Below are 20,135 nucleotides of genomic sequence, written 5' to 3'. Positions count from 1 at the left end.
CGACACGCCACGAATGGCGCGCCTTGCGGACATCGTTCTCTCTCATCCGGACTATGACCGTCGGCTCCGGAATCACACCGGATCTGCTGTCCCCGCCCGGCCACAGGGCCAGACGGGCGCTCGCGGGCTTATGCGCGGCACGATGGCCGGGCGCAATTACCGCCGGTGGGGATTTTCACCCCGCCCCGAGAACGTCAGTTCAGCCGGCTACAGGAACCGGCACATCGACAGTATTGGGCAAGGGCCCGCAGGAATGCAAGAGGCATGCCTGCGGGCGCCTCCGCCCGACGGTTATCGTTCCGACGCGCCGGTCGAGCGGGTTATCGCCTTCTGCGACGCATTGGCCCCCCGCGACACGTCATGCCCGACCGAACTGACGTCCTGCCCGGCACCGCGCATCGTATTGCAGGCCGACAGTCCGGCCGACAGGCCCAGCATGGCGACGACCAGCAGGGCGGTACGGGCCATGCCGGAAGCGGGGAAATGTGACTGGTCCATGGAAGCCTCCTTCATGGATTGATATTACTCAAGAAACCCAGGTGACGGCCGAGAGTTCCCGATCGCTCTCCGGCCCGGCCGCAACCCCCTGGCGGATGGAGCATGCCGAGACGATGAGACATTCCGGACGACGGACGATCCTGCGGACGATGCTGGCCGTGGGCGGGGCAGGACTCGCGGCCGGCTGCGCCAGCCCCCCATCCGGGCGGTTCGCTGCGGTCGACCGGCTGGTGGACCGGGCGATCGCGGCGGGCCAGACCCCGGGCGCGGTGGTGGTGGTCGCTCATCGCGGGATGGTCGTGCATCATCGCGCCTATGGGCAACGCGCCCTGGCGCCGCAGGCCGAGCCACTGGACGAGACGACCCTCTACGATATGGCGTCGCTGACCAAGCCGGTGCTGACCAGCGTCGCCGTCATGCAGTTCTTCGAAGCCGGGGCCTTCCGACTGGACGATCCGGTCTGCCGCTACCTTCCGGCGTTCGCGCGCGCGGGCAAGGCGGCCATCACCATCCGCCACCTGCTGACCCATTATTCCGGCCTGCCGCCCGACCTGGACCTGTCCACGCCGTGGCAGGGCAAGGCGGAGGCGGTGCGCCGCGTCATGGACACGCGCCCCGACCATCCGGCCGGCGAGCGGTTCGTCTACAGCGATATCAATTTCATCACGCTGGGGCTGCTGGTCGAGCACCTGTCACATCAGAGCCTCGCCCAGTATGAGCAGACCCGCATCCTCTCTCCGTTGGGGATGGCACACTCACGCTTCCTCCCGCCCCCCGCCTGGTACCCCATCATTGCCCCCACCCAGTTCGACGAACATGGCGCGATGCTGCGCGGCATCGTCCATGACCCCACGGCCCGGCGCATGGGCGGTGTGGCGGGCCATGCCGGGCTGTTTTCCGACGCCGCCGACATGACCATCTATGCCCAGGCCCTGCTGGACCGCCGTGGTGGCCGCCCCAGCGCCTTCCCTCTGAAACCCGAAACCCTGGTACTGATGACCACGCCGCAGCAACCGCCCGGCAAGGATGATTTGCGGGGACTGGGCTGGGATATCCGCACGCACTATTCCTCGCCCCGGGGCGATGTGTTTCCCGTAGGTTCGTTCGGTCATACCGGCTTCACAGGTACCTCGTTGTGGATGGATCCCGACGGCGACAGTTTTGTGCTGATCCTCACCAACCGGGTGCATCCGTCGGGCGGTCACAGCATCGTGCGCCTGCGTCACGATGTTGCGACCGAGGCCGCCCGCGCCCTGCTGGCGCTCTGACAGCGGATCGCCCGACACCATATCCCGGTTCTACCGGCATCCCTCTCGATGGAGAATTCCGATGGCTTCTTTCACCATCACCCCGCTCATTCTGGCAGGACCTGCATGACGACCCCTCCTGATCCGACCGGTGATACCCTGCCGCCGCCTCCCGGCTTCGTTCCCCTGCCAGACTCCCTGGCCAGCGGTTTCAATGTCGCGAGCGGTGGCTTTCTGGTCGCTCAGGAAGCGGGCGCGCTGATTGGCGGTTTTCGTGTGACCGCTGCGTGCTGCAATCGGGCGGGTTTCTGTCATGGCGGCCGGCTGGCGACCGTGTGCGATATCTTCCTGGCGCTGGCGGTCGTCTTTCGGGAGGATCTGCGCGACGATTTCCTGCCCACCGTGTCGCTGACGATGGATTTCATGGCGCCGGTAGCCCGGGGGGTCTGGGCAGAATTGCAGGCGGATACGCTGCGCATTACCCGCAGCCTGGTCTTCGCGCAGGGGCTGGTGACGGTGGACGGCATCCCGGCCGCGCGTGCCAGTGCCGTCTATCACCGCACCCCGCCCGCCCGCGACAGCGCGAATTCCATGGGCGCGATCCTGCGCGCCCTTCTGTAATGGGACACCGCCTTTAGTGGGCGGCGGTAACCGTCGTGGGGTCGAACGCACGATTGAGCAGCAGGGCCAGACGGACTCCCGCCTTCTTCAACTGTTCCGTGACGACACCGCGCGCCATGGCGTCATATCCCGGCGGCAGGGCCATGGGGGCGGCGTCCTGCTGGCATCCCGGAGGTGAGCCGAGGCTGTATGCGTCAGCGCGGGCCAGTTCGAAGCTCTCCAGGACCCATGCCTTCGGATCGCCCTGTTCCCATTCCTGTTTCTGGCCGGTCGTGATTTCGTGGAACAGCTGCTCGGCCAGGTGCTGCGCATTCGGATCGACTTCGGACACCGCCACCGTGTCCCAGTAGCTGTGCAGGTTGACGGTGCGTGGGCCGCCCAGCGCCAGACGCACGCAATTGCCGCCCTTGTCGTGATTGTCGGCCGCATGCAGCGGCTGATGCATGTCCGCCACGAAATGAACGACATATTTCAGCGCCAGAGCGCGTTCGTCCGGGCTGGTCGCCGGATCGGCGAGTTCATGTTCGAAGGCATCCAGACGGTCGATGACGCAGTCCTTTGTCGGCCCGGCGCTGGCGGGCACCGAGGAGGCGGGAAAACCATGGCAGGCCGATGCCAGGTCGGGATGTTCGATCTCGATATCGACGAAATGCCACTCCCCGGTTTCTGGATGCGTGCGGCGCCAGACATCCGCCCAGACCGCGCGCGCCATCAGGTCGGGGCCGGTGAGGGTGTCATGGTCGCTGGCCAGGATCGTATCGACGGTGTGTCGGCTGGCGGGCGTCAGGTAATCCCAGGCCAGGGCCGCGATCACCTGATGGCCCTCGATGCCCCATGCGTCGGCTTTCTGCGGCATGGCCAGAAATCCCAGCAGCAGCGAAGCCGCCCCAATCACGCCCATGCCCGCGCGCCTGCTGTTTCTCCACACCCGGTCGGCCATGCTTCCCCCTCGCAGCTTTCACCCGTCCGGTGCCCACCGCCGGAAGGTGGCGGTACTCTGCCATGCCCGCTCGCCCTCTGGAACCGCATCTGGTTCTTGTCATGGAGATGAAAAAAATCGCTCAAGGGGGGTTGTCGTTTCCCGACCTCTCGGTTAAACAGCGCCCCACGACGCACCCGTAGCTCAATTGGATAGAGCACCAGACTACGAATCTGGGGGTTAGAGGTTCGAGTCCTTTCGGGTGCGCCATTCTCCTTAAAAATCAGATGCCTGGTTCTCGGTGTTCGAGGGGTGGACTCTTGCGGGCTTCGCCGGTCTTATGCTCGGGAAGGGCGCGGCATGCGTGAGGCAGGAGAAGGGCGAAGTCCGATGTTCTTCGTGCTCAAGGCGGCATTGTCCGGCATCATCATTGCCGTGGTTTCGACCGTAGCGCGACGGTATCCTGGCTTCGGCGCCCTGATCGCGTCACTCCCGCTGATTTCGATATTGGGCATGCTCTGGCTCTGGCAGGAGACCCGGGACCCGGTGCGGATGGAGGCCCATGTCAGTGCCACCTTCTGGTATGTCATTCCGTCGCTGCCGATGTTTCTGCTGATTCCGTGGATGATGCGGCATGGCATCCCTTTCTATGGCGCGCTGGCAGTGGGATGCGGTGTTACAGTATTGCTTTACGGACTGAGCGTATGGTGCGCGGGACGAATGAGTATAGGCTTGTAAGAACGAAATGCTGCGCTGATTTCTTGTCTTTCTGAAGAAAGGAAAAAAATTCGCGAACCGCCTTAAATTTTTATTCTTTAAAAAAGAATATAATACGGCCAACCAGACCCTGTTCGGCATCGTTGGTATTTATAATGTTCTCTATAAATATCCTGGGTATTGGAAATCGGCATGATCTGTCGCCGAGCTTGTGTCCGGAAATGGTGGCGGAATAGGGCGCCCTGAAAAGAAATGTGTGCCATAATGAAACGAGCTGCGGTCGTTGCCATGGTCGCATTTGCGCTGTCAGGTTGCGCGTATTCTGCTGCTCGGCACGATGACCCTCGTGCTGTCCTGTTTCGTCACGTGGATGGGGCCCCCTCCGTGGACGGGTCTGCCGGCATGGCTGACGACGGCAAGATGCATGGTCAGGTCACGTTGGGCGTGGCTTCAGGTTCCGGCCGGGGTGCGGTACCGATGAGTTCCGCCAATGTCACGAATGTAGTGCCTGGCGTCAGCATCGGGGAAACGTCGTGGGGGCGGTAGGGTTGCGATGGGTATGAGGGAGGACGCCGGATGGCAGGCAACAGGGTCCCTGGTCTATCGGGATGGCGAACGGATGGGCACGCGGCGGGCCGGACCTGCCGGCCACCCATCGGAGCGCAACCGCGAAGCACCTCATGACGGAGAGTGGTGACGATCGGCGTTTCTGCCACCAGGCGGACCTGACCGGTTGTGATTGCGAACCTATCCATTTGCCGGCTCATATACAGCCCAATGGCTGTCTGCTGGCATTCTCCGAGTCCGGGCATTGCCTGACCCGTTTCTCTGAAAACGCGGCCGTCGGTCTGAATCTGCCGGCGCTTCGGATCGGCATGTCCCTCGGGGAATGCGTCGGGGCGGCCGAGGCCACGATCCAGGGCCTGCCATTCTACAAGCATGTCGGCCGGCCGGCTATCTGCTTCGATGTCGAACTGCCGACCGGCCTGCGCCGGGACGTTACCGTTCACCGCACGGGGGACGAAATCGTCATCGAGTTCGAGGCGCCGGCGCCAGCAAGGCTTCACGCGCATCTGGCCGCGCAGCAGCGCATGGTCCTGGAATGCCTGCGCGACCCGGCGGATGTTCGGACCCTTCTGGAAAATGCCGCCACGGCGCTCCGCGAGGCGTTCGACTATGACCGCGTGATGATCTACCGCTTCGCTCCGGACTGGTCGGGCCAGGTCGTGGCCGAAGACCGGAAGGACGGGCTGGAGAGTTTTCTCGGACAGCATTTTCCAGCCAGCGACATGCCCGTGCAGGCTCGGGACCTCTACAGATGGCTGCTGATCCGTGTCATCGGGGATGCGCTGCTCCCTTCCGTTGCGCTGGTCGAGGAGGCCGGACTGGCAGCGCTGAACATGTCGTTCATGCATCTGCGCGGCATTTCGCATGTCCATTACGAATATCTGGCCAACCTGGGGGTACGGGCCTCCATGTTCCTTTCGCTGATCGTCGATGGCGCCCTGTGGGGGCTGGTTATCTGCCATCATTACACGCCGCGTGGGATGTTCATGGCGGAGCGGATCGCGGCGAAAATGCTTGGCGAATATCTCGCCCTGCAGATCATGGGCCTTAACCGTTCCCGGAGGCTCAGCCTGGTACGCGATGCGCACCTGTTCTTTTCCCGCCTCATCAGGGACGCTTCGGGTACGGCGGGCCTTGCCCATTATACCCATGGCCACCTGCCTGAACTGCTGAAGCTCCTGCCCTGTGACGGCAGTGGCCTCTGGATGGATCGGCAGTGGTATGTATCAGGACTTGCCCTGCCGGAAGCCGATATCCGGATGCTTCTGGAGCATGCTGGAACGGCCACGACCAACCAGATCTGGTACACCGACTGCCTGACCCGCGACTGTCCGGGCTTTACACCCACCGTGCCCGATCTCTGCGGCGCCATGATCATCCCCGTGTGGCCGGAGCAGGAGGATTGCCTGATCCTCTTTCGTCGCGAGATCATCCAGACCGTCAAATGGGGTGGTGACCCGGCCAGGACCTGTCAACCCTCCTTTCGGGGGCCGCGCTTTCCTCCACGCAGAGGTTTCGAGATCTGGACCGAGGAAGTCCGTGGCCGCTCCGCCAGCTGGACGGCCGACGATCTTGAACTTGCCGCGCAGTACCGTTCCGCGCTGATGGAAGTCGTCGCCCGTGCCAGCCAGCAGAAGCTGCAGGAACGCACGCAGGCGGAAGCCATGCAGCGCATGCTGAACGATGAATTGAACCATCGCGTCAGAAACATTCTGGCCGTCATTCGGTCGCTTGTCTCCCGCCTGCCGGAAGAGGGCGACACTGCCGCCAGCTATCGCGAGACAATCGGGAAACGCATCCATGCCTTTGCCAATGCCCATGATCTTGCTGTCAGCGGCACGGCCGGAACGTCGTTGTGGGATCTTCTGACCATCGAACTCGCGCCCTATCGCATCGGCACGAACCAGGTCTCGGTGGGCGGGCCCGACATCCGGCTGAATGGACGCGCCTTGACCTTTCTCGCGCTGCTGTTTCACGAACTGACCACCAATGCCGTCAAATATGGGGCGCTTTCCGTGCCTGCCGGCGACCTGCAGGTGACATGGCAGCGTGATGCGCTCTCCGATAGCTGCGCGATCCGCTGGCAGGAGCGGGGTGGCCCACCGGTCCGGCCGCCCGAACGGTCGGGCTTCGGCAGCCTGTTGATCGACCGTGCCGTGAGCCATGACCTCAAGGGAACGGCGACCCGCCATTTCGATCCGGAAGGGGTGAGCCTGGATATTCGCCTTCCGTTGGCCGCCATCGTGGAACGTCTGCCCGCCGACGCTCTTTTTTCTGCTGAAAAGCGGAATGAAGAATTGGGGCCCGCGACCTTGAAAGACCAGAGCATCCTTGTCCTGGAAGACGAATTCATCATCGCGATGGAGCTGGAAGACGTGCTGGGGACGGAGCATGGGGCCCGTGTCCACATTGCGTCGACGCTTCAGGATGCCTTCGATATCCTGAACAATCACGCGGTCGATCTGGCCATTCTCGATGTCAATATCGACGGGGAGAGTTCCCTGCCCGTCGCGCGGGCCCTGTCCGAAGGCGGGATTCCGTTCCTGTTCGCCACCGGCTACGGATCGGCGTCATCGGCGATCGAAGCTTTTCCGGGTGTTTCGGTCCTTGCGAAACCCTATACGATGTCCAGCGTTGTCGCTGCCCTGGATAAAATGATGCGTCGCGGTGGCTGACGGGAAACCGTGGCGGCAGAAAGACCTGGCGGTCCGTTCTTTCAGTGCCTGTCGGTCAGGGCCAGCTTGAGGCCGAAGCCCATGAAGATGCAGCCGGTCAGGCGATCGAGCCGCCGGACGACGGCGGGGCGTGAAAGAATGTGGCTGAACGGAACCGTCAGGGCGACGAGCAGGGACAGCCAGGACATGGACATGACGACCTGGAGGCCCGCCAGCACCAGCGAGAACAGAATCACGTTGACGCCGTGGGGAATGAACTGGGGCAGGAACGTGATGTAGAAAATCCCGACCTTCGGGTTGAGGATGTTGCTCATGAAGCCCTGCCGGAAGCCGGCGGCGGGCGACAGTCTGCGGGTTGCTTCGGTGGCGTCCCCCGAAAAAACCGTGCGCGGACGCAGAAGCATGCCGATACCGAGATAGAACAGATAGGCGGCGCCGGCCCATTTCACGATATTGAAGGCGAGCGTCGAAGCCGCGAGCAGCGCCGTCAGCCCGAATGCCGCGCTGACGCCCCAGACCAGCAGGCCGCCCGTGATCCCCAGCGATGCGCCCAGCCCGCTTTTTGCCCCCGATATGGTCGAGGTGCGCAGGACGGTTGCCGTGTCCAGGCCGGGTGACATCGTGAAAACGGCCGCCGATACCGTAAAGGCGGCCAGGGACATGGTGATGGTCTGCATGGAAATCTTGCCGATTGCGGGATGAGCCGGAGAGTTACGAAGGCGGGTATCCGCCCTCATGAACAAGATCGAGATCGCCGAAGCGGGTGAATTCGCCCTCGAAGAACAGATGCACGGTGCCGGTGGGGCCGTGACGCTGTTTTTCCAGGATCAGTTCGGCCCGGTTATGCGCCAGGTCCATCTTGCGTTGCCAGTCTTCCAGCGCCGTCTGGTATTTTTCGGTCGAATCGTAGGCCGTTTCCTTGGGCTGGCGCTGTTGCAGGTAATACTGGTCGCGATAGACGAACATCACCGCGTCGGCGTCCTGTTCGATCGAGCCCGATTCACGCAGATCCGACAGCATCGGCCGCTTGTCCTCGCGGCTTTCGACCTGGCGCGAGAGCTGGGACAGCGCGATCACCGGTACGCTCAGTTCCTTGGCGATCGCCTTCAGCCCCTGGGTGATCATGGAAATTTCCAGCACGCGGCTTTCCGGCCGCGTACCCACCGAGGGGCGCATCAGCTGGAGGTAATCGACCACCACCAGGCTCAGCCCCTTGGTGCGGGCCAGCCGGCGGCAGCGCGTGCGCATGGCCGACAGCGAGATGGCGGGCGTATCGTCGATATGCAGCGGCAGTTGCGCCAGTTCGCGGGTGACCTGGACGAAGCGGTCGAATTCCCTCTGCCCGATTTCGCCCCGACGGATACGTTCGCCCGACACGCTGGCCTGTTCGGACAGGATACGGGTGGCCAGCTGCTCGGCCGACATTTCCAGCGAGAAGATTGCCACCGACCCCTTGGTCTGGGTGCCCGGCGGCGCCTCCTGGGCCTCGCGCATCAGGGCGCGGGCGGCGCTGAAGGCGATCTTGGTCGCCAGCGCCGTCTTGCCCATGGCGGGGCGCCCGGCCAGGATCAGCAGGTCGGACGGGTGCAGGCCGCCGGTCTTCTTGTCCATGTCGCGCAGGCCGGTCGTCAGGCCCACCACGTCGCCGGTGCGGTGGAAGGCCTTTTCGGCCACGTCCAGCGCGTCGGCCAGGGCACGGTCGAAGCTGGTGAAGCCGCCATCCTGCCCCTTGTCGGTGGCCAGGCGGAACAGCGCCTCTTCGCCCGCCGCGATCTGGTCGACGCCGTCCAGTTCCGGACGGGCGCCGAAGGCGTTGTTCACGACCTCCTCGCCGATCTCGATCAGCTGGCGGCGGACCCAGGCATCGTGGATCACCCGGCCGTAATCGCCGGCATTGATGATGCCGACCATCGCCGTCAGCAGGCGGGCCAGATAGGCCATGCCGCCCACCGGCTCCAGCACGCCGGAATGTTCGAACTCGCCGCGCAGGGTGACCGGGTCGGCCAGTTGCCCGGCCTCGATCCGCCGCGCGATGGCATCGAAGATCCGGCCGTTCACCGCGTCGGCGAAATGGGCGCCGGTCAGGAAGTCCGACACGCGCTCATAGGCGCGGTTGTTGGTCAGCAGCGCGCCCAGCAGGGCCTGTTCCGCCTGCATGTTGGCGGGGGGCTGGCGTTGGGTCAGGCCCAGCAGGGAGCCGTCCCCGGCGCGGGACTCGGTCTGGGTGGTATCGATCTGGTTCACGCGTCCATCCTAGCAGACAGGAGGGTGATGACACAGGGACCGATGCGTGACGGCATGGTTGACGAAAGACTCAGCCTTCGAAACTGGCGACGAAGCCGGGGAGGCCCTTCTGGCGTGCTGTCTGGAGCCGGGCCGCCACCAGGATCGACCGGGCCTCGGCAATCGCCTGGTCCAGGTCGGAATTCACGATGACGTGGTCGAATTCCTGCCAATGGGCGATTTCGTCGCGTGCCGCCGTCATGCGCTTTGCGATTTCTTCCGGGTGGTCCGAGGCGCGGCCGTGCAGGCGCCGTTCCAGTTCCGCCAGCGAGGGCGGCAGCACGAACAGGCTGATCACGTCATGGGGCAGCGCCGCGCGGATCTGCCGGTGGCCCTGCCAGTCGATATCGAAGACCATGTCGTGCCCTTCGGCCAGGGCGGCCTCGACCGGGCCGCGCGGGGTGCCGTAGCCCCGGCCGAACACGGTTGCCCATTCCAGCAGTTCGCCGGTCGCGGCCATCTGCTCGAACTGTTCCATGGTGCGGAAATGATAATGCACGCCGTCGCTTTCGCCCGGACGGGGCTGGCGGGTGGTGACCGACACGGAATGCAGCAACTGGGGCTCGGCCGCGCGCAGGGCGTTGGCGATGGTCGATTTTCCGGCACCCGAGGGCGCCGAGATCACCAGGCAGACCCCGCGCCGCGCCACATGCGGCCGGGCGGACGGGCCGTGTCGTTCCCTGCTGGGCGTCATCGTCGGCATATCCCCCTGATCCTCGTCCGTTCCGATACGATTCCGCGCCGGCCGGGCACGGATTTGCGGTCTTTTATCAGGCAGTCTCTATTCTGGCGAATATGAAACGGGACATGATTCTGATCACCGGGGCCTCGTCGGGCATCGGGCGGGCGATCGCCCTTCATCTGGCGGCCCCCGGCGCCGTATTGCATCTGGGCGGGCGCGATGCGGGGCGGCTGGAGGCGGTGGAGCGGGACTGTGCCGCACGGGGCGCGCGGGTGGTGACCCGGCGCCAGGACGTGCGTGACGCGGAGGGCATGGCGGCATGGATCGGCGATGCCGGGCCGCTGAATCTGGTGTTCGCCTGCGCCGGCATCACGGCTTCCACGTCGCCGCGCTCCGTCGGCGCGCCGCGCGAGTCCGAGGGGCAGGTCCGGCGTATGCTGGACGTCAATCTGGGTGGGGTGATCAACACCGTGCTGCCTGCGCTGGAGGTGATGGGCGGGCAGGCGCCGGACGGGCAGGGAGTGCGCGGGCGGATCTGCGCCATTGCCTCGGTCGCCGGGCTGGTCTCGTTTCCCGGCACGCCGTCCTATTGCGCGTCGAAGGCGGCGGTGGACCGGTTCATGGTCGCGACGGGGGGCAATGTGGCAGGTGACGGGATTCTGCTGACCAGCGTCTGCTGCGGGTTTGTCCGCACGCCGATGGTGGCGGCCAACGATTTTCCGATGCCGGGCCTGACCGAGGTCGATGAAGCCGCCGCCGCGATCCTGCGCGGGGTCGCGGCCGGCCGGCGGCGGATCGTCTTTCCGTGGTGGCTGGTGGCCGGGTCGCGGCTGATGGATCTGCTGCCGCCGCGCTGGGCCGAGGCCTATTACAATCGCCAGCCGGCCGGCCAGGCCGGGTCGATGCCCGAGACGGGCGGCATGTCGTCCTGACGGACGGCTTGCCACCGGTGTGGGTTCACGCCACGATTGCCGCGGCGTCATCATGATCGGGGGTCCGGACTGTTGCCGATGTCCTTTCTGCGTCCCCCGTCCATGGAGGAGCTTGGCGCTGCCGCCGTTTCCCGCCCGGTCGCGCCCGAACGCAAGACCATGCCCATCGACCGGGTGTTCTGGAGCCATTTTTCGCCCAATCTCGGCCCCGGCGGCTGGGTGACGGGGGCGTTGCTGGTCTCGCTGGGGCTGGATTTCCGCTTCGGCCTGCTGGCGATCGTGATCGGCAATGTGGTCGGCGCGCTGCCGGTGGCGCTGGCCGCCGCGATCGGCCCGCCCACGGGGCTGACGCAGATGGAGGCCTCGCGCCGCGCGCTGGGGCGGCTGGGCGTGCGCCCGCCGGCCTTTCTCAACTGGATCTACTGCGTCGGCTGGGACGCGGTGAACAACGTGCCCGCCGCCACGGCGCTGATCGCGTTCCTGTCGATCGTGGCCGGGGCCGCACCGCCCTTCTGGCTGGCGCTGGGCGTGCTGGCCGCGCTGCAGATGGTGGCCAGCATCTATGGCCACGACATGGTGCAGGCGTTGCAGAAATATCTGGGCGCGGCATTGCTGGCGGCCTTTACGGTGATCGGGCTGCAATCGGCCTGGCATGGGGTGGCGCTGCCGCACGCGGCGCATCCGCCCGCGCTTGCGACCATGCTGCTGGCGGTGGCGATCCTGGCCAGTTTCAACCTGTCCTGGGCGTCCTATTCATCGGATTATACGCGCTACCTGCCGGCGGAGACCCCGCCGAGGCGGGTGGTGTGGCTGGCACTGGCCGGGTTGCTGGGGTCTGCCGTGCCGTTCCAGATCCTGGGCCTGCTGACGGCCGCCAGCATCGCCGAGCCGTCGCCGACGGCAGTGATTGCCAGCCTGCAGCACGCGGCGGGCCCGCTGGGGCCGATGGTGCTGGCCGTCATTGCCCTGTCTTCGATCACGGGCAATGCCTTCAACGACAATACCGCCAGCTACAGCCTGATTTCGGCCGGCGTGCATATTCCCCGGGTCCTGGCCGCTATCGTCACCGCCCTGCTGGGCTATGGGCTGGCGGTGGCCGGGGCCGGGCGGTATGCGGCGCTCTATACCGATTATCTGGTGGTGACGATGTACTGGATCGCGCCATGGATCGGAATCGTGCTGGCGGACTGGTATTTCGGCGACCGTACGGTGCATCCGGTTCCTCCGGGCTGGACGCGCGGGGCGAGCATCTTCATGATCGTTTCGGTGGCGACCATCCTGCTCTTCTCGACCAGCCAACTTTATACCGGTCCGGTCGCCCGATGGTTGGGCGGGGCCGATATCGGCTATTATGTGGGCTTCTTCGTCGCGGCGTTGTGGTACGGCCGGAGCGGGGCACGGCCTCGGGGGTGGAAAGCTGATGCATAGGCCGTCGTCATCCGCTATGCGCATCCCCGTATGAATCCCTGCCGTCCTTTCATTCTGCGCCCGGTGACGACGACGCTGATCGCGCTCGCGCTGGTGCTTGCAGGCCTGTTCGCCTACCGCGCGCTGCCGGTCGGGGATCTGCCGAACATTTCGGTGCCGGTCATCTATGTGGTGGCGACCCAGCCGGGGGCCTCGCCGCAGCAGATGGCGACGTCGGTCACCACGCCGCTGGAACGGCGGCTGGGCCAGATTGCCGGAATCAGTTCGATCGAATCGGATTCGACCGACAGCACAGCCTTCATCCTGCTGACCTTCGACGACAGCCGGAACATCGACGGCGCGGCCAACGACGTGCAGGCGGCACTGCGCGCGGCGATGCAGGACATGCCGACCACGCTGCAGCTGGTGCCGCAATACTGGAAGGCCAATCCGGCCGACAATCCGATCATGATCATGGCGCTGACGTCGGACAGCCGGCCGATGGCCGATCTGTACGATGTCATGAAGACGCATCTCCAGCCGATGCTGTCGCAGATCAAGGGCGTGGGCTGGATCGAGATCGCGGGCAGCTCGGCGCCGGCCGTGCGGGTGGAGATGAATCCCTACCCGCTGTTCAAATACGGAATCGGCTTCGAGGATATCCGTTCGGCCCTGGCCTCGGCCAATGCCAACACGCCCAAGGGCTATATCGATGTCGGGCCGCAGCGCTACACGATCGCGACCAACGACCAGGCCCGGCACGCGGCGGAGTATCGCGACCTGGTGGTGGGGTACCGCGGCGGGCGGCCGGTGCGGCTGGCCGATGTTGCCTCGGTCGTCGATGGGGTGGAGAACGAGCGGCAGAGCGGTTATTTCAGCGGGCATCGCGCGGTCATGGCCGTTATCCGGCCGCAGCCCGGCGCCAATGTCATCCGTGTGATGGACGAGATCCAGGCTCGTATCCCCAGCATGCAGGCCGCCCTGCCGTCGGGCATCACGCTGATACCGGGCATGGACCGGTCGATCACCATCCGGGCCTCGCTGGCCGACACGCAGGTCACGCTGCTGATCTCGGTGCTGCTGGTGGTGGGGGTGGTGCTGGTGTTCCTGCGCGCGCCGCGTTCGACCCTGATCCCGGCGGTGACGGTCCCGATCTCGCTGGCGGGTACGCTGGCGGTGATGTACCTGCTGGGCTTCTCGCTGGATACGCTGTCGCTGATGGCGCTGACGATCGCCACCGGCTTCGTGGTCGATGATGCGATCGTGGTGGTGGAGAACATCGCCCGCCACATGGAAGACGGGATGCCTCGCCACGAGGCCGCGCTGCTGGGCTCGGGCGAGATCGCCTTTACCGTGCTGTCGATCACCATCGCCCTGGTCGCGGTGTTCCTGCCGCTGCTGCTGATGCCAGGCACGCCGGGCAAGATCTTCTTCGAATTCGCGATGACGCTGGCCACCGCCGTCACGGTCTCGCTGTTCCTGTCGGTCACGCTGACGCCGATGATGTGCGGGCTGTTGCTGGATGTGGCCCATGGGGCGCCGCTGCCCGCCGATGCGTCGGCGCTCCGGCGGGGCCTGCGCCGCCTGTCGGACGGGTTCGAGGCGGTGTTCGAGGCGATTTTGAACGCCTATGTCCGCTCGCTGGACCGCGCGCTGCGGCATCGGTGGCTGATCCTGGCCACCCTGCCGCTGAGCCTGGTGGCGACGGTGGCCATTATCGTCGTGATGCCCAAGAACATCATCCCCAAGGAGGATGTCGCGCTGATCGTCGGCTTTTTCCGGGGTGACGAATCCGGGTCGTTCCAGAAGATGGACGAGAAGATCCGGGCCGTCAGCGCCGCGATGATGGCCGACAAGGATACGGAATCGGTGGCGGCCTTCTCGGGCGATACGCGGGTCGAGGGCCAGGCCTTCGCGCAGCTGATCGGCAAGCACGAACGCAGCGACGGGCCGGACGAGATGATTGCCCGCGTGCGCGAGCGCCTGAAGGGCCTGGCGGGGGTGCGGCTGTCGCTGTTCTCGGCCGGGGATGTGAACGGTGGTGGCGGCCGCCAGCAGCAGGGTGCCTATCGCTACGTCCTGCGCAGCGACAATGCCGAGCAGATCTATGAATGGACGCCGCGCATCGTCGATGCCCTGAAGGACAGCAAGGTGATGACCGACATCACCACCAACCTGACCGACCATGCGGTCGCGACCCATGTCGACATCGCCCGCGATACGGCTGCGCGCTACCTGGTGACGCCGCAACTGGTCAGCCAGGCGCTGTTCGACGCCTATGGCCAGCGCAGTGCCTCGAACATTTCCACCCCGCTGGCCACCTATCATGTGGTGATGGAGGTGGCGCCGCCCTATCGCCAGTCGCCCGACATCATGCAGGCGTTCCGGGTTTCGACCTCGGGCGGGACCGCCGGGGGCGGCACGGCGTCCAACACGGTGCGCGTGCCCACGCCCGATACGGGCAGCACGTCGAAGGCCACGTCGCTGAGCCAGCAATCCTTCCGCAACGCCATCGCCAACCGCCTGGCGGGCGGGGCCGGGGCCTCGAGCGGGTCGGCCGTGTCGTCCAGCATCGAGACGATGGTGCCGCTGCCGGTGGTGGCCGCGATCGGGGAACGCCCGACCTCGATCTCGGTCGGGCATCGTGACGGCTTCGTCTCCGGTGCCATTTCCTTCAACCTGGCCAAGGGGCGGTCGCTGGACGAGGCCACGGCGGAAATCCGTGCCGCGATGGTGAGGCTGCATGTGCCGGCGTCGATCCAGGGCGGCTTTACCGGCCAGGCAGCGCAATTCCAGACCGCGCTGATCAACGAGTTGCTGGTGTTCCTGGCCGCGCTGGCGACGATGTATGTCACGCTGGGCATTCTGTACGAAAGCTATGTGCATCCGCTGACCATCCTTTCCACCCTGCCGTCGGCGGCTGTGGGGGCGGTGCTGGCGCTGTGGGTGACGGGTGAGGAATTCTCGCTGATCGCGATGATCGGGGTGATCCTGCTGGTGGGCATCGTGAAGAAGAACGCGATCCTGATGGTGGATTTCGCGCTGCATGCCGAGCGTGACGGCAGCATGTCGCCCGAGGAGGCGATCCGCGAGGCCTGCGCCAAGCGTTTCCGCCCGATCCTGATGACGACGCTGGCCGCCGCCTTCGGGGCGGTGCCGCTGATCCTCAGCGGCGGCTACGGGATCGAGCTGCGCCGCCCGCTGGGCATTGCAGTGGTCGGTGGGCTGCTGATGAGCCAGCTTCTGACGCTCTACACCACGCCGGTCGTGTATCTGCTGCTGGAGCGTATTCGGGCGTGGGTGACGCGGCAGGCTTCGCGCCGCTGGCGGGGGCATATTCGGCCGGCTGATATGCGGGATCGGCCGGTTGGATAAGAGGTTCTTCTTTTTCTGAAGAAAAAGAAGCAAAAAGACTTTTGTTCGTTTTGGGCCGTCGTGTGGCCCAGCATAAAAACGCCTGAACGAATCAAAGTTTTTTGGTTCTTTTTTTTTCAAAAAAGAACGAAGACTATGCCGGGATCGGCAGGGGCGTGGACGGTTCGGCTGGCCCGGCCATGTCCTGCAATTGCCGGCCGAGTTCGGTCTTGAACACGCTGCGGGCGATCTCGCGCAACTGGTCGCAATCGATGAAGCCCATGCGAAAGGCGATTTCGGCGGGTGACCCGACCAGCATGCCCTGCCGGGACTGGATGGTCTGCACGAACATGCCGGCCTGGAGCAGGGCGTCGGGGACGCCGGCATCGAGCCACGCGCAGCCCCTTCCCAGTTTTTCGACCTGGAGCGAGCCTTCCTCGAGATAGATCCGGTTCAGGTCGGTGATTTCCAGCTCGCCCCTAGGCGAGGGGCGGATCTGCCGGGCGAAGGTGCTGACGCGGGCATCGTAGAAATACAGGCCGGTGACCGCCCAGTGCGAGGCCGGATGGGCGGGTTTCTCGACCAGGGTGCTGGCGCGGCCTTCGGCGTCGAAGGTCACCACGCCATAGCGTTCGGGGTCGCGCACCTGGTAGGCGAACACCGTCGCCCCGCTGTCGCGCCTGGCTGCCCCTTGCAGCAGCGTGCCGAGATGGTCGGCGAAGATCAGGTTGTCGCCCAGCGCCAGGGCGCAGGGGGCGCCGGCCAGCCAGTCCTCGGCGATCAGGAAGGCCTGGGCGATGCCGTCGGGACTGGGCTGGACGCGGTAGCTGAAGCGCACGCCATATTGCGCCCCGTCGCCCAGCAGGCGCTGGAACTGCGGCAGGTCGTCGGGCGTGGAGATGATCATGATGTCGCGGATGCCGGCCAGCATCAGCGTCGATAGCGGGTAGTAGATCATCGGTTTGTCATAGACCGGCAGCAACTGCTTGCTGGTCGCCAGCGTCATGGGGTGCAGCCGCGTGCCCGATCCACCGGCCAGCAGGATGCCCTTCATCCCGGTTTCGGTCGTGCGGTCGTTTGCCGCCGGGATGTTCGCGCGATAGGGGTGCAGGTGCGACAGGTTGGTCATCGGGGTCGGTTCCGATCCGGGGGTCCGCATGGTTCGCTCTTTTCCTGGTGGTCGGTGACGCGATTGCCGCGCCGGGGACCTGCGCGCATAGTGATGATGGCAACAGGGATTTTTGCGTGCTCGCCGAACGATTGACCCATGACCTAGCCTGCGTCCTCGAACGTCCCGACCTGCGCGTGATCGCGGGTGGGCGGCGCATCGGGCTGGATACGGCGCTGGCCGGGCCGTTCGTGGTGCGGGCCGACGGGATGGTGGTGCTGGGGGCGCCGTGCCTGATGGCACCTGCCTGTGCGCCGGTCGTGCTGCGTCACGCGCTGGAACTGGCCCGGCTGATCGAGGCCGTGCCCGAGGATGCGGTGCTGGCGGGGCTGTGCGCGGCCCGGACGGCCGCGCTGTTCGCGGAACTGGATGGGCCCGAGGGGGCGCCCGGACCGGACTGGCATGCCGACATGGCGGCTGCCAATCCGCCGGGCATTGCCCGGTTGCGGCAGATCTGGGGCGAGCTGGCGCCGTTGCAGCCGCCGGTTGCCCCGGAATGTGCCGGGGAGGGGGCATTCGACCGGCTGGCGGTCCGGCTGGAGGCATTGTGGCCGCTGTTGGGGCCGGCGGAAAAGCTGATGGCCGAAGGCGGCGATGCCAGGCTGGCGATCGACCCGGCGACCGGGCTGAATCATTATGGCTCGTCCCACCGGCCGCGGCCGTGGGCTGTCACCTATGCGTCGTCGACCGCGTCCTCGGTGTCCGAGCGCGGGTTTGCGGGGGCCGAGGCGGCGCGTGTGCGGCTGGTGCAGGGCGGTCTGACGGGGAAGGGGGCCGAGGTCCGGGCGGGCATGGTCGCGGAGGTTCGCCGTCGGATTGCGGAGCATTACGGGATGACCGGGGCCGAAGGCGTCGTCCTGGCGCCGTCGGGGACCGATTGCGAATTGTATGCCCTGGCCCTGGCGATGCTGGGTTCTGGTGGACATCCGGTCAGCAACATCCTTCTGGCCCCTGAGGAAACCGGGAGCGGCGTACCGTTAGCGGCAAAAGGTTGCCATTTCGCGAATGACACAGCGCTGGGCGCGCAGGTGGAAAAGGGCGGGCTGATCGCGGGGTTTCCGGCGGAAACGCTGCTGCTGTCCGTGCCCCTGCGCCGGCCGGATGGTGCGGCGCGCACGAATGTCGAGATCGACCGGGATTGTATCGAACTGGCCCGGCGGAGCTGGCAGGCGGGGCGGCATGTGCTGCTGCACCGGCTGGACCTGTCCAAGACCGGGCTGCTGGCGCCGGGGCTGGAGATGCTGGACCGGCTGGCCGATGCGGCCCGTGCCGACGGCGCGACGGTGCCCGATATCGTGGTGGATGCCTGTCAGGCGCGGCTGGACCCGGTGCGGGTGCGGGCCTATCTGGACCGGGGCTGGATGGTGATGATCACCGGCTCCAAATTCTTCACCGGGCCGCCTTTCTGCGGGGCGCTGCTGCTGCCGGAAAATGTGGCTGCGCGGCTGCGCGGCGGGGGGCTGCCGGCCGGTCTGGCGGAGTACTGCCATCGCGCCGCGTGGCCGGAGGCACCGGCGGCTCAGGTGCTGCCGGTGGGCGAGAATGTGGGGCTGATGCTGCGCTGGTATGCCGCGCTGGCCGAAATGACGGCGCTGCGGGAGATTCCGCGCCCGGTGGTGCGGGCCCGGCTGGCGCGGTTCCTGACCGCGCTGGAAGCGGCGATCGATAGCGACCCGGACCTGCGGCGCCTGCCGGTGCCGCATCCGGCGCGGCCGCCTTTGGCCGATGCGTGGGACGATCGGGGCACCATTTTGAGCTTTTTCGTGCGCGATCCGCTGGCCTCGTCCGGCGAGGATTTCGTGCCGCTGGCGTTGGAGCCCGCGCGGGCGCTCTATCGCTGGCTGAATGCCGACCTGTCGCGGGTGGTGCCCGAGGGGGCGGATCGTGCCCTGGCCGGGCTGCTGTGCCATGTCGGCCAGCCGGTGCCGCTGCCGCATCCCATGCTGCGTGGCGGGGTGGCGGGGGCGCTGCGCCTGTCGGCCGGGGCGCGGCTGGTTTCGGGCGAGCCGTCGCATGACGGGCTGGTGCCCGATCTGCGCATGGATCGGGAAATCGGCGATGCGCGGCGGGTTCTGGCCAAGATCGGGCTGATCCTGCGCTATTGGGAGACGCTGGCGGCGGCGGACCCGGTACAGACCTACGCGCCGCTTCAGGCTATGGATAGCGGAGTACCCGTCACCTTGCCCTGATTGGACCGGCTTGCATGAACCAGAATCACGGTCATTTCCTCGACACCCCCAAGCTGACGGATGGTGTCACCCGTTTCTGGCTGATCCGTCATGCGGTGGTCGAGGAAAATGCCCGCATGCGGGTATATGGCACGCTGGATGTGCCGCTGTGCCCGGACAGCCTGGTGGCGCAGCGGGGCATGTATGAGGCGTTGGCCGCGCGCCTGCCGCGCAATGCGCAATGGTTTACCTCGCCGCTGGGGCGCACGCAGCATACCGCGCGTACCATTCAGGACGCGGGATATGGCGTGGTGGACTGGACGGTGGAGCCCGGATTTACCGAGCAGTCGCTGGGTGAATGGCATGGGCTGCGGCATCATGAATTGCTGGACCAGTTGAAGCTGGCGCCGCATCTGTTCTGGTCGGTCGCGGCCTCGGAACGGCCGCCCGGCGGCGAGAGCATGCTGGAGGTCTGTGCCCGTGTGGGCGGGACGATGGACCGCATGGCGGCGGCGCATGAGGGCCGGAATATGGTCGTGGTCAGCCATGGCGGGGCGATCCGTGCGGCGCTGGCGCATGCGCTGCGCGTGCATGCGGATACCGCGCTGCATTTTTCGATCCAGAATCTTTCCCTCACGATCATCGAGCGCTTTCCGGAAGCGTGGCGCATCGTGGCCGTCAACGAACTGCCGGGCGTGTGAAAGCCTGACCGGCATGGCGGTATCGGGGGCCTATCCTGAATTTCGTGTGTTTGGTGTGATGCTGAGGAAGGAGAAGCATCATGGCCCGACGCAAGAAGCCGGTGATCCCTGACGATGTTCTGGACCAGGTTCTGGCTGGTCGCGTGGTCCGCACTATGTCGGACGCGGACGCCCTTCTGGGCGATATGAAGAAAGC

At 65.8% G+C, this 20,135-nt stretch carries 15 protein-coding genes, 1 tRNA gene and 1 riboswitch; of the genes, 10 read left to right on the top strand and 6 right to left on the bottom strand.

Annotated elements, in window-relative coordinates; genetic code table 11:
• Nucleotides 1-30 precede the first annotated feature (30 nt).
• Nucleotides 31-197, bottom strand: a riboswitch (FMN riboswitch).
• Nucleotides 198-291: 94 nt separating this feature from the next.
• Nucleotides 292-498, bottom strand: coding sequence for an entericidin A/B family lipoprotein (locus HLH29_RS09690; protein ID WP_182966192.1), 207 nt, complete (start codon nt 496-498; stop codon nt 292-294).
• 113 nt (nt 499-611) lie between these two features.
• Here HLH29_RS09690 and HLH29_RS09685 point away from each other — a divergent pair, with 113 nt between their 5' ends.
• Together HLH29_RS09685 and HLH29_RS09680 are read left to right on the top strand one after the other, a co-directional pair.
• Complete coding sequence (locus HLH29_RS09685) at nt 612-1,766, top strand: serine hydrolase domain-containing protein (RefSeq protein WP_182966424.1); 1,155 nt, start codon at nt 612-614, stop codon at nt 1,764-1,766.
• A gap of 105 nt (nt 1,767-1,871) precedes the next feature.
• The gene (locus HLH29_RS09680) at nt 1,872-2,366 is read left to right on the top strand and encodes a PaaI family thioesterase (protein ID WP_182966191.1); all 495 of its coding nucleotides are present in this window, start codon (nt 1,872-1,874) and stop codon (nt 2,364-2,366) included.
• A 13-nt stretch (nt 2,367-2,379) separates the two neighbouring features.
• Here HLH29_RS09680 and HLH29_RS09675 read toward each other — a convergent pair whose 3' ends face one another.
• Entirely contained in the window at nt 2,380-3,267 is an 888-nt protein-coding gene (locus HLH29_RS09675; protein ID WP_246374077.1) for a S1/P1 nuclease, read from the bottom strand.
• Nucleotides 3,268-3,478: 211 nt separating this feature from the next.
• Between HLH29_RS09675 and HLH29_RS09670 the strand changes: the two genes are divergently transcribed.
• From HLH29_RS09670 to HLH29_RS09660, 3 genes are all read left to right on the top strand, one after another.
• A tRNA-Arg gene (locus HLH29_RS09670) sits at nt 3,479-3,555 on the top strand.
• A gap of 120 nt (nt 3,556-3,675) precedes the next feature.
• Nucleotides 3,676-4,023 carry a DUF3147 family protein gene (locus HLH29_RS09665; protein WP_182966189.1) on the top strand — a complete coding sequence of 116 codons (348 nt, stop codon included), beginning with the start codon at nt 3,676-3,678 and terminating at the stop codon, nt 4,021-4,023.
• 587 nt (nt 4,024-4,610) lie between these two features.
• The gene (locus HLH29_RS09660; protein ID WP_182966186.1) at nt 4,611-7,244 is read left to right on the top strand and encodes an HWE histidine kinase domain-containing protein; all 2,634 of its coding nucleotides are present in this window, start codon (nt 4,611-4,613) and stop codon (nt 7,242-7,244) included.
• 41 nt (nt 7,245-7,285) lie between these two features.
• Here the strand turns inward: HLH29_RS09660 and HLH29_RS09655 are convergent, their stop codons facing one another.
• The 3 genes from HLH29_RS09655 to gmk form a co-directional block, all read right to left on the bottom strand.
• A complete protein-coding gene (locus tag HLH29_RS09655; protein ID WP_246374075.1) occupies nt 7,286-7,921 on the bottom strand; it encodes a LysE family translocator in 636 nt (211 codons plus the stop codon).
• A 34-nt stretch (nt 7,922-7,955) separates the two neighbouring features.
• Nucleotides 7,956-9,479: a replicative DNA helicase gene (locus HLH29_RS09650; RefSeq protein ID WP_408871959.1), complete on the bottom strand. Its 1,524-nt coding sequence runs from the start codon at nt 9,477-9,479 to the stop codon at nt 7,956-7,958.
• A 79-nt stretch (nt 9,480-9,558) separates the two neighbouring features.
• A complete protein-coding gene (gene gmk, locus HLH29_RS09645; protein WP_182966182.1) occupies nt 9,559-10,221 on the bottom strand; it encodes a guanylate kinase in 663 nt (220 codons plus the stop codon).
• A gap of 101 nt (nt 10,222-10,322) precedes the next feature.
• On the opposite strand from gmk, the gene HLH29_RS09640 reads away from it, so the two are divergent.
• The 3 genes from HLH29_RS09640 to HLH29_RS09630 all read left to right on the top strand — a co-directional run bounded on the left by HLH29_RS09640 (nt 10,323) and on the right by HLH29_RS09630 (nt 15,923).
• Entirely contained in the window at nt 10,323-11,141 is an 819-nt protein-coding gene (locus HLH29_RS09640) for an SDR family NAD(P)-dependent oxidoreductase (protein ID WP_182966180.1), read from the top strand.
• A 78-nt stretch (nt 11,142-11,219) separates the two neighbouring features.
• Nucleotides 11,220-12,569, top strand: coding sequence for a purine-cytosine permease family protein (locus tag HLH29_RS09635; protein ID WP_246374073.1), 1,350 nt, complete (start codon nt 11,220-11,222; stop codon nt 12,567-12,569).
• Nucleotides 12,570-12,599: 30 nt separating this feature from the next.
• The gene (locus HLH29_RS09630) at nt 12,600-15,923 is read left to right on the top strand and encodes an efflux RND transporter permease subunit (RefSeq protein ID WP_182966177.1); all 3,324 of its coding nucleotides are present in this window, start codon (nt 12,600-12,602) and stop codon (nt 15,921-15,923) included.
• 133 nt (nt 15,924-16,056) lie between these two features.
• Here the strand turns inward: HLH29_RS09630 and rfbA are convergent, their stop codons facing one another.
• Complete coding sequence (gene rfbA / locus HLH29_RS09625; RefSeq protein WP_182966418.1) at nt 16,057-16,956, bottom strand: glucose-1-phosphate thymidylyltransferase RfbA; 900 nt, start codon at nt 16,954-16,956, stop codon at nt 16,057-16,059.
• Between the two features lie 191 nt (nt 16,957-17,147).
• Here rfbA and HLH29_RS09620 point away from each other — a divergent pair, with 191 nt between their 5' ends.
• Entirely contained in the window at nt 17,148-19,259 is a 2,112-nt protein-coding gene (locus HLH29_RS09620; protein ID WP_182966175.1) for a hypothetical protein, read from the top strand.
• Between the two features lie 14 nt (nt 19,260-19,273).
• The gene (locus tag HLH29_RS09615; protein WP_182966173.1) at nt 19,274-19,939 is read left to right on the top strand and encodes a histidine phosphatase family protein; all 666 of its coding nucleotides are present in this window, start codon (nt 19,274-19,276) and stop codon (nt 19,937-19,939) included.
• Nucleotides 19,940-20,135 lie beyond the last annotated feature (196 nt).

It is taken from the genome of Gluconacetobacter tumulicola (assembly GCF_014174215.1).
GTDB classification, from domain to species: Bacteria; Pseudomonadota; Alphaproteobacteria; order Acetobacterales; family Acetobacteraceae; genus Gluconacetobacter; species Gluconacetobacter tumulicola.
Note: the sequence above shows the minus strand (reverse complement) of the source record. Positions and strands in the feature narration are given on the sequence as shown.

What these genes read in the sequence shown, in the direction of transcription:
- HLH29_RS09690 (WP_182966192.1), bottom strand. Translation starts at nt 498, where the DNA reads ATGGACCAGTCACATTTCCCCGCTTCCGGCATGGCCCGTACCGCCCTG.
- HLH29_RS09685 (WP_182966424.1), top strand. Translation starts at nt 612, where the DNA reads ATGAGACATTCCGGACGACGGACGATCCTGCGGACGATGCTGGCCGTG.
- HLH29_RS09680 (WP_182966191.1), top strand. Translation starts at nt 1,872, where the DNA reads ATGACGACCCCTCCTGATCCGACCGGTGATACCCTGCCGCCGCCTCCC.
- HLH29_RS09675 (WP_246374077.1), bottom strand. Translation starts at nt 3,267, where the DNA reads ATGGGCGTGATTGGGGCGGCTTCGCTGCTGCTGGGATTTCTGGCCATG.
- HLH29_RS09665 (WP_182966189.1), top strand. Translation starts at nt 3,676, where the DNA reads ATGTTCTTCGTGCTCAAGGCGGCATTGTCCGGCATCATCATTGCCGTG.
- HLH29_RS09660 (WP_182966186.1), top strand. Translation starts at nt 4,611, where the DNA reads ATGGCGAACGGATGGGCACGCGGCGGGCCGGACCTGCCGGCCACCCAT.
- HLH29_RS09655 (WP_246374075.1), bottom strand. Translation starts at nt 7,921, where the DNA reads ATGCAGACCATCACCATGTCCCTGGCCGCCTTTACGGTATCGGCGGCC.
- gmk (WP_182966182.1), bottom strand. Translation starts at nt 10,221, where the DNA reads ATGACGCCCAGCAGGGAACGACACGGCCCGTCCGCCCGGCCGCATGTG.
- HLH29_RS09640 (WP_182966180.1), top strand. Translation starts at nt 10,323, where the DNA reads ATGAAACGGGACATGATTCTGATCACCGGGGCCTCGTCGGGCATCGGG.
- HLH29_RS09635 (WP_246374073.1), top strand. Translation starts at nt 11,220, where the DNA reads ATGTCCTTTCTGCGTCCCCCGTCCATGGAGGAGCTTGGCGCTGCCGCC.
- HLH29_RS09630 (WP_182966177.1), top strand. Translation starts at nt 12,600, where the DNA reads ATGAATCCCTGCCGTCCTTTCATTCTGCGCCCGGTGACGACGACGCTG.
- rfbA (WP_182966418.1), bottom strand. Translation starts at nt 16,956, where the DNA reads ATGAAGGGCATCCTGCTGGCCGGTGGATCGGGCACGCGGCTGCACCCC.
- HLH29_RS09615 (WP_182966173.1), top strand. Translation starts at nt 19,274, where the DNA reads ATGAACCAGAATCACGGTCATTTCCTCGACACCCCCAAGCTGACGGAT.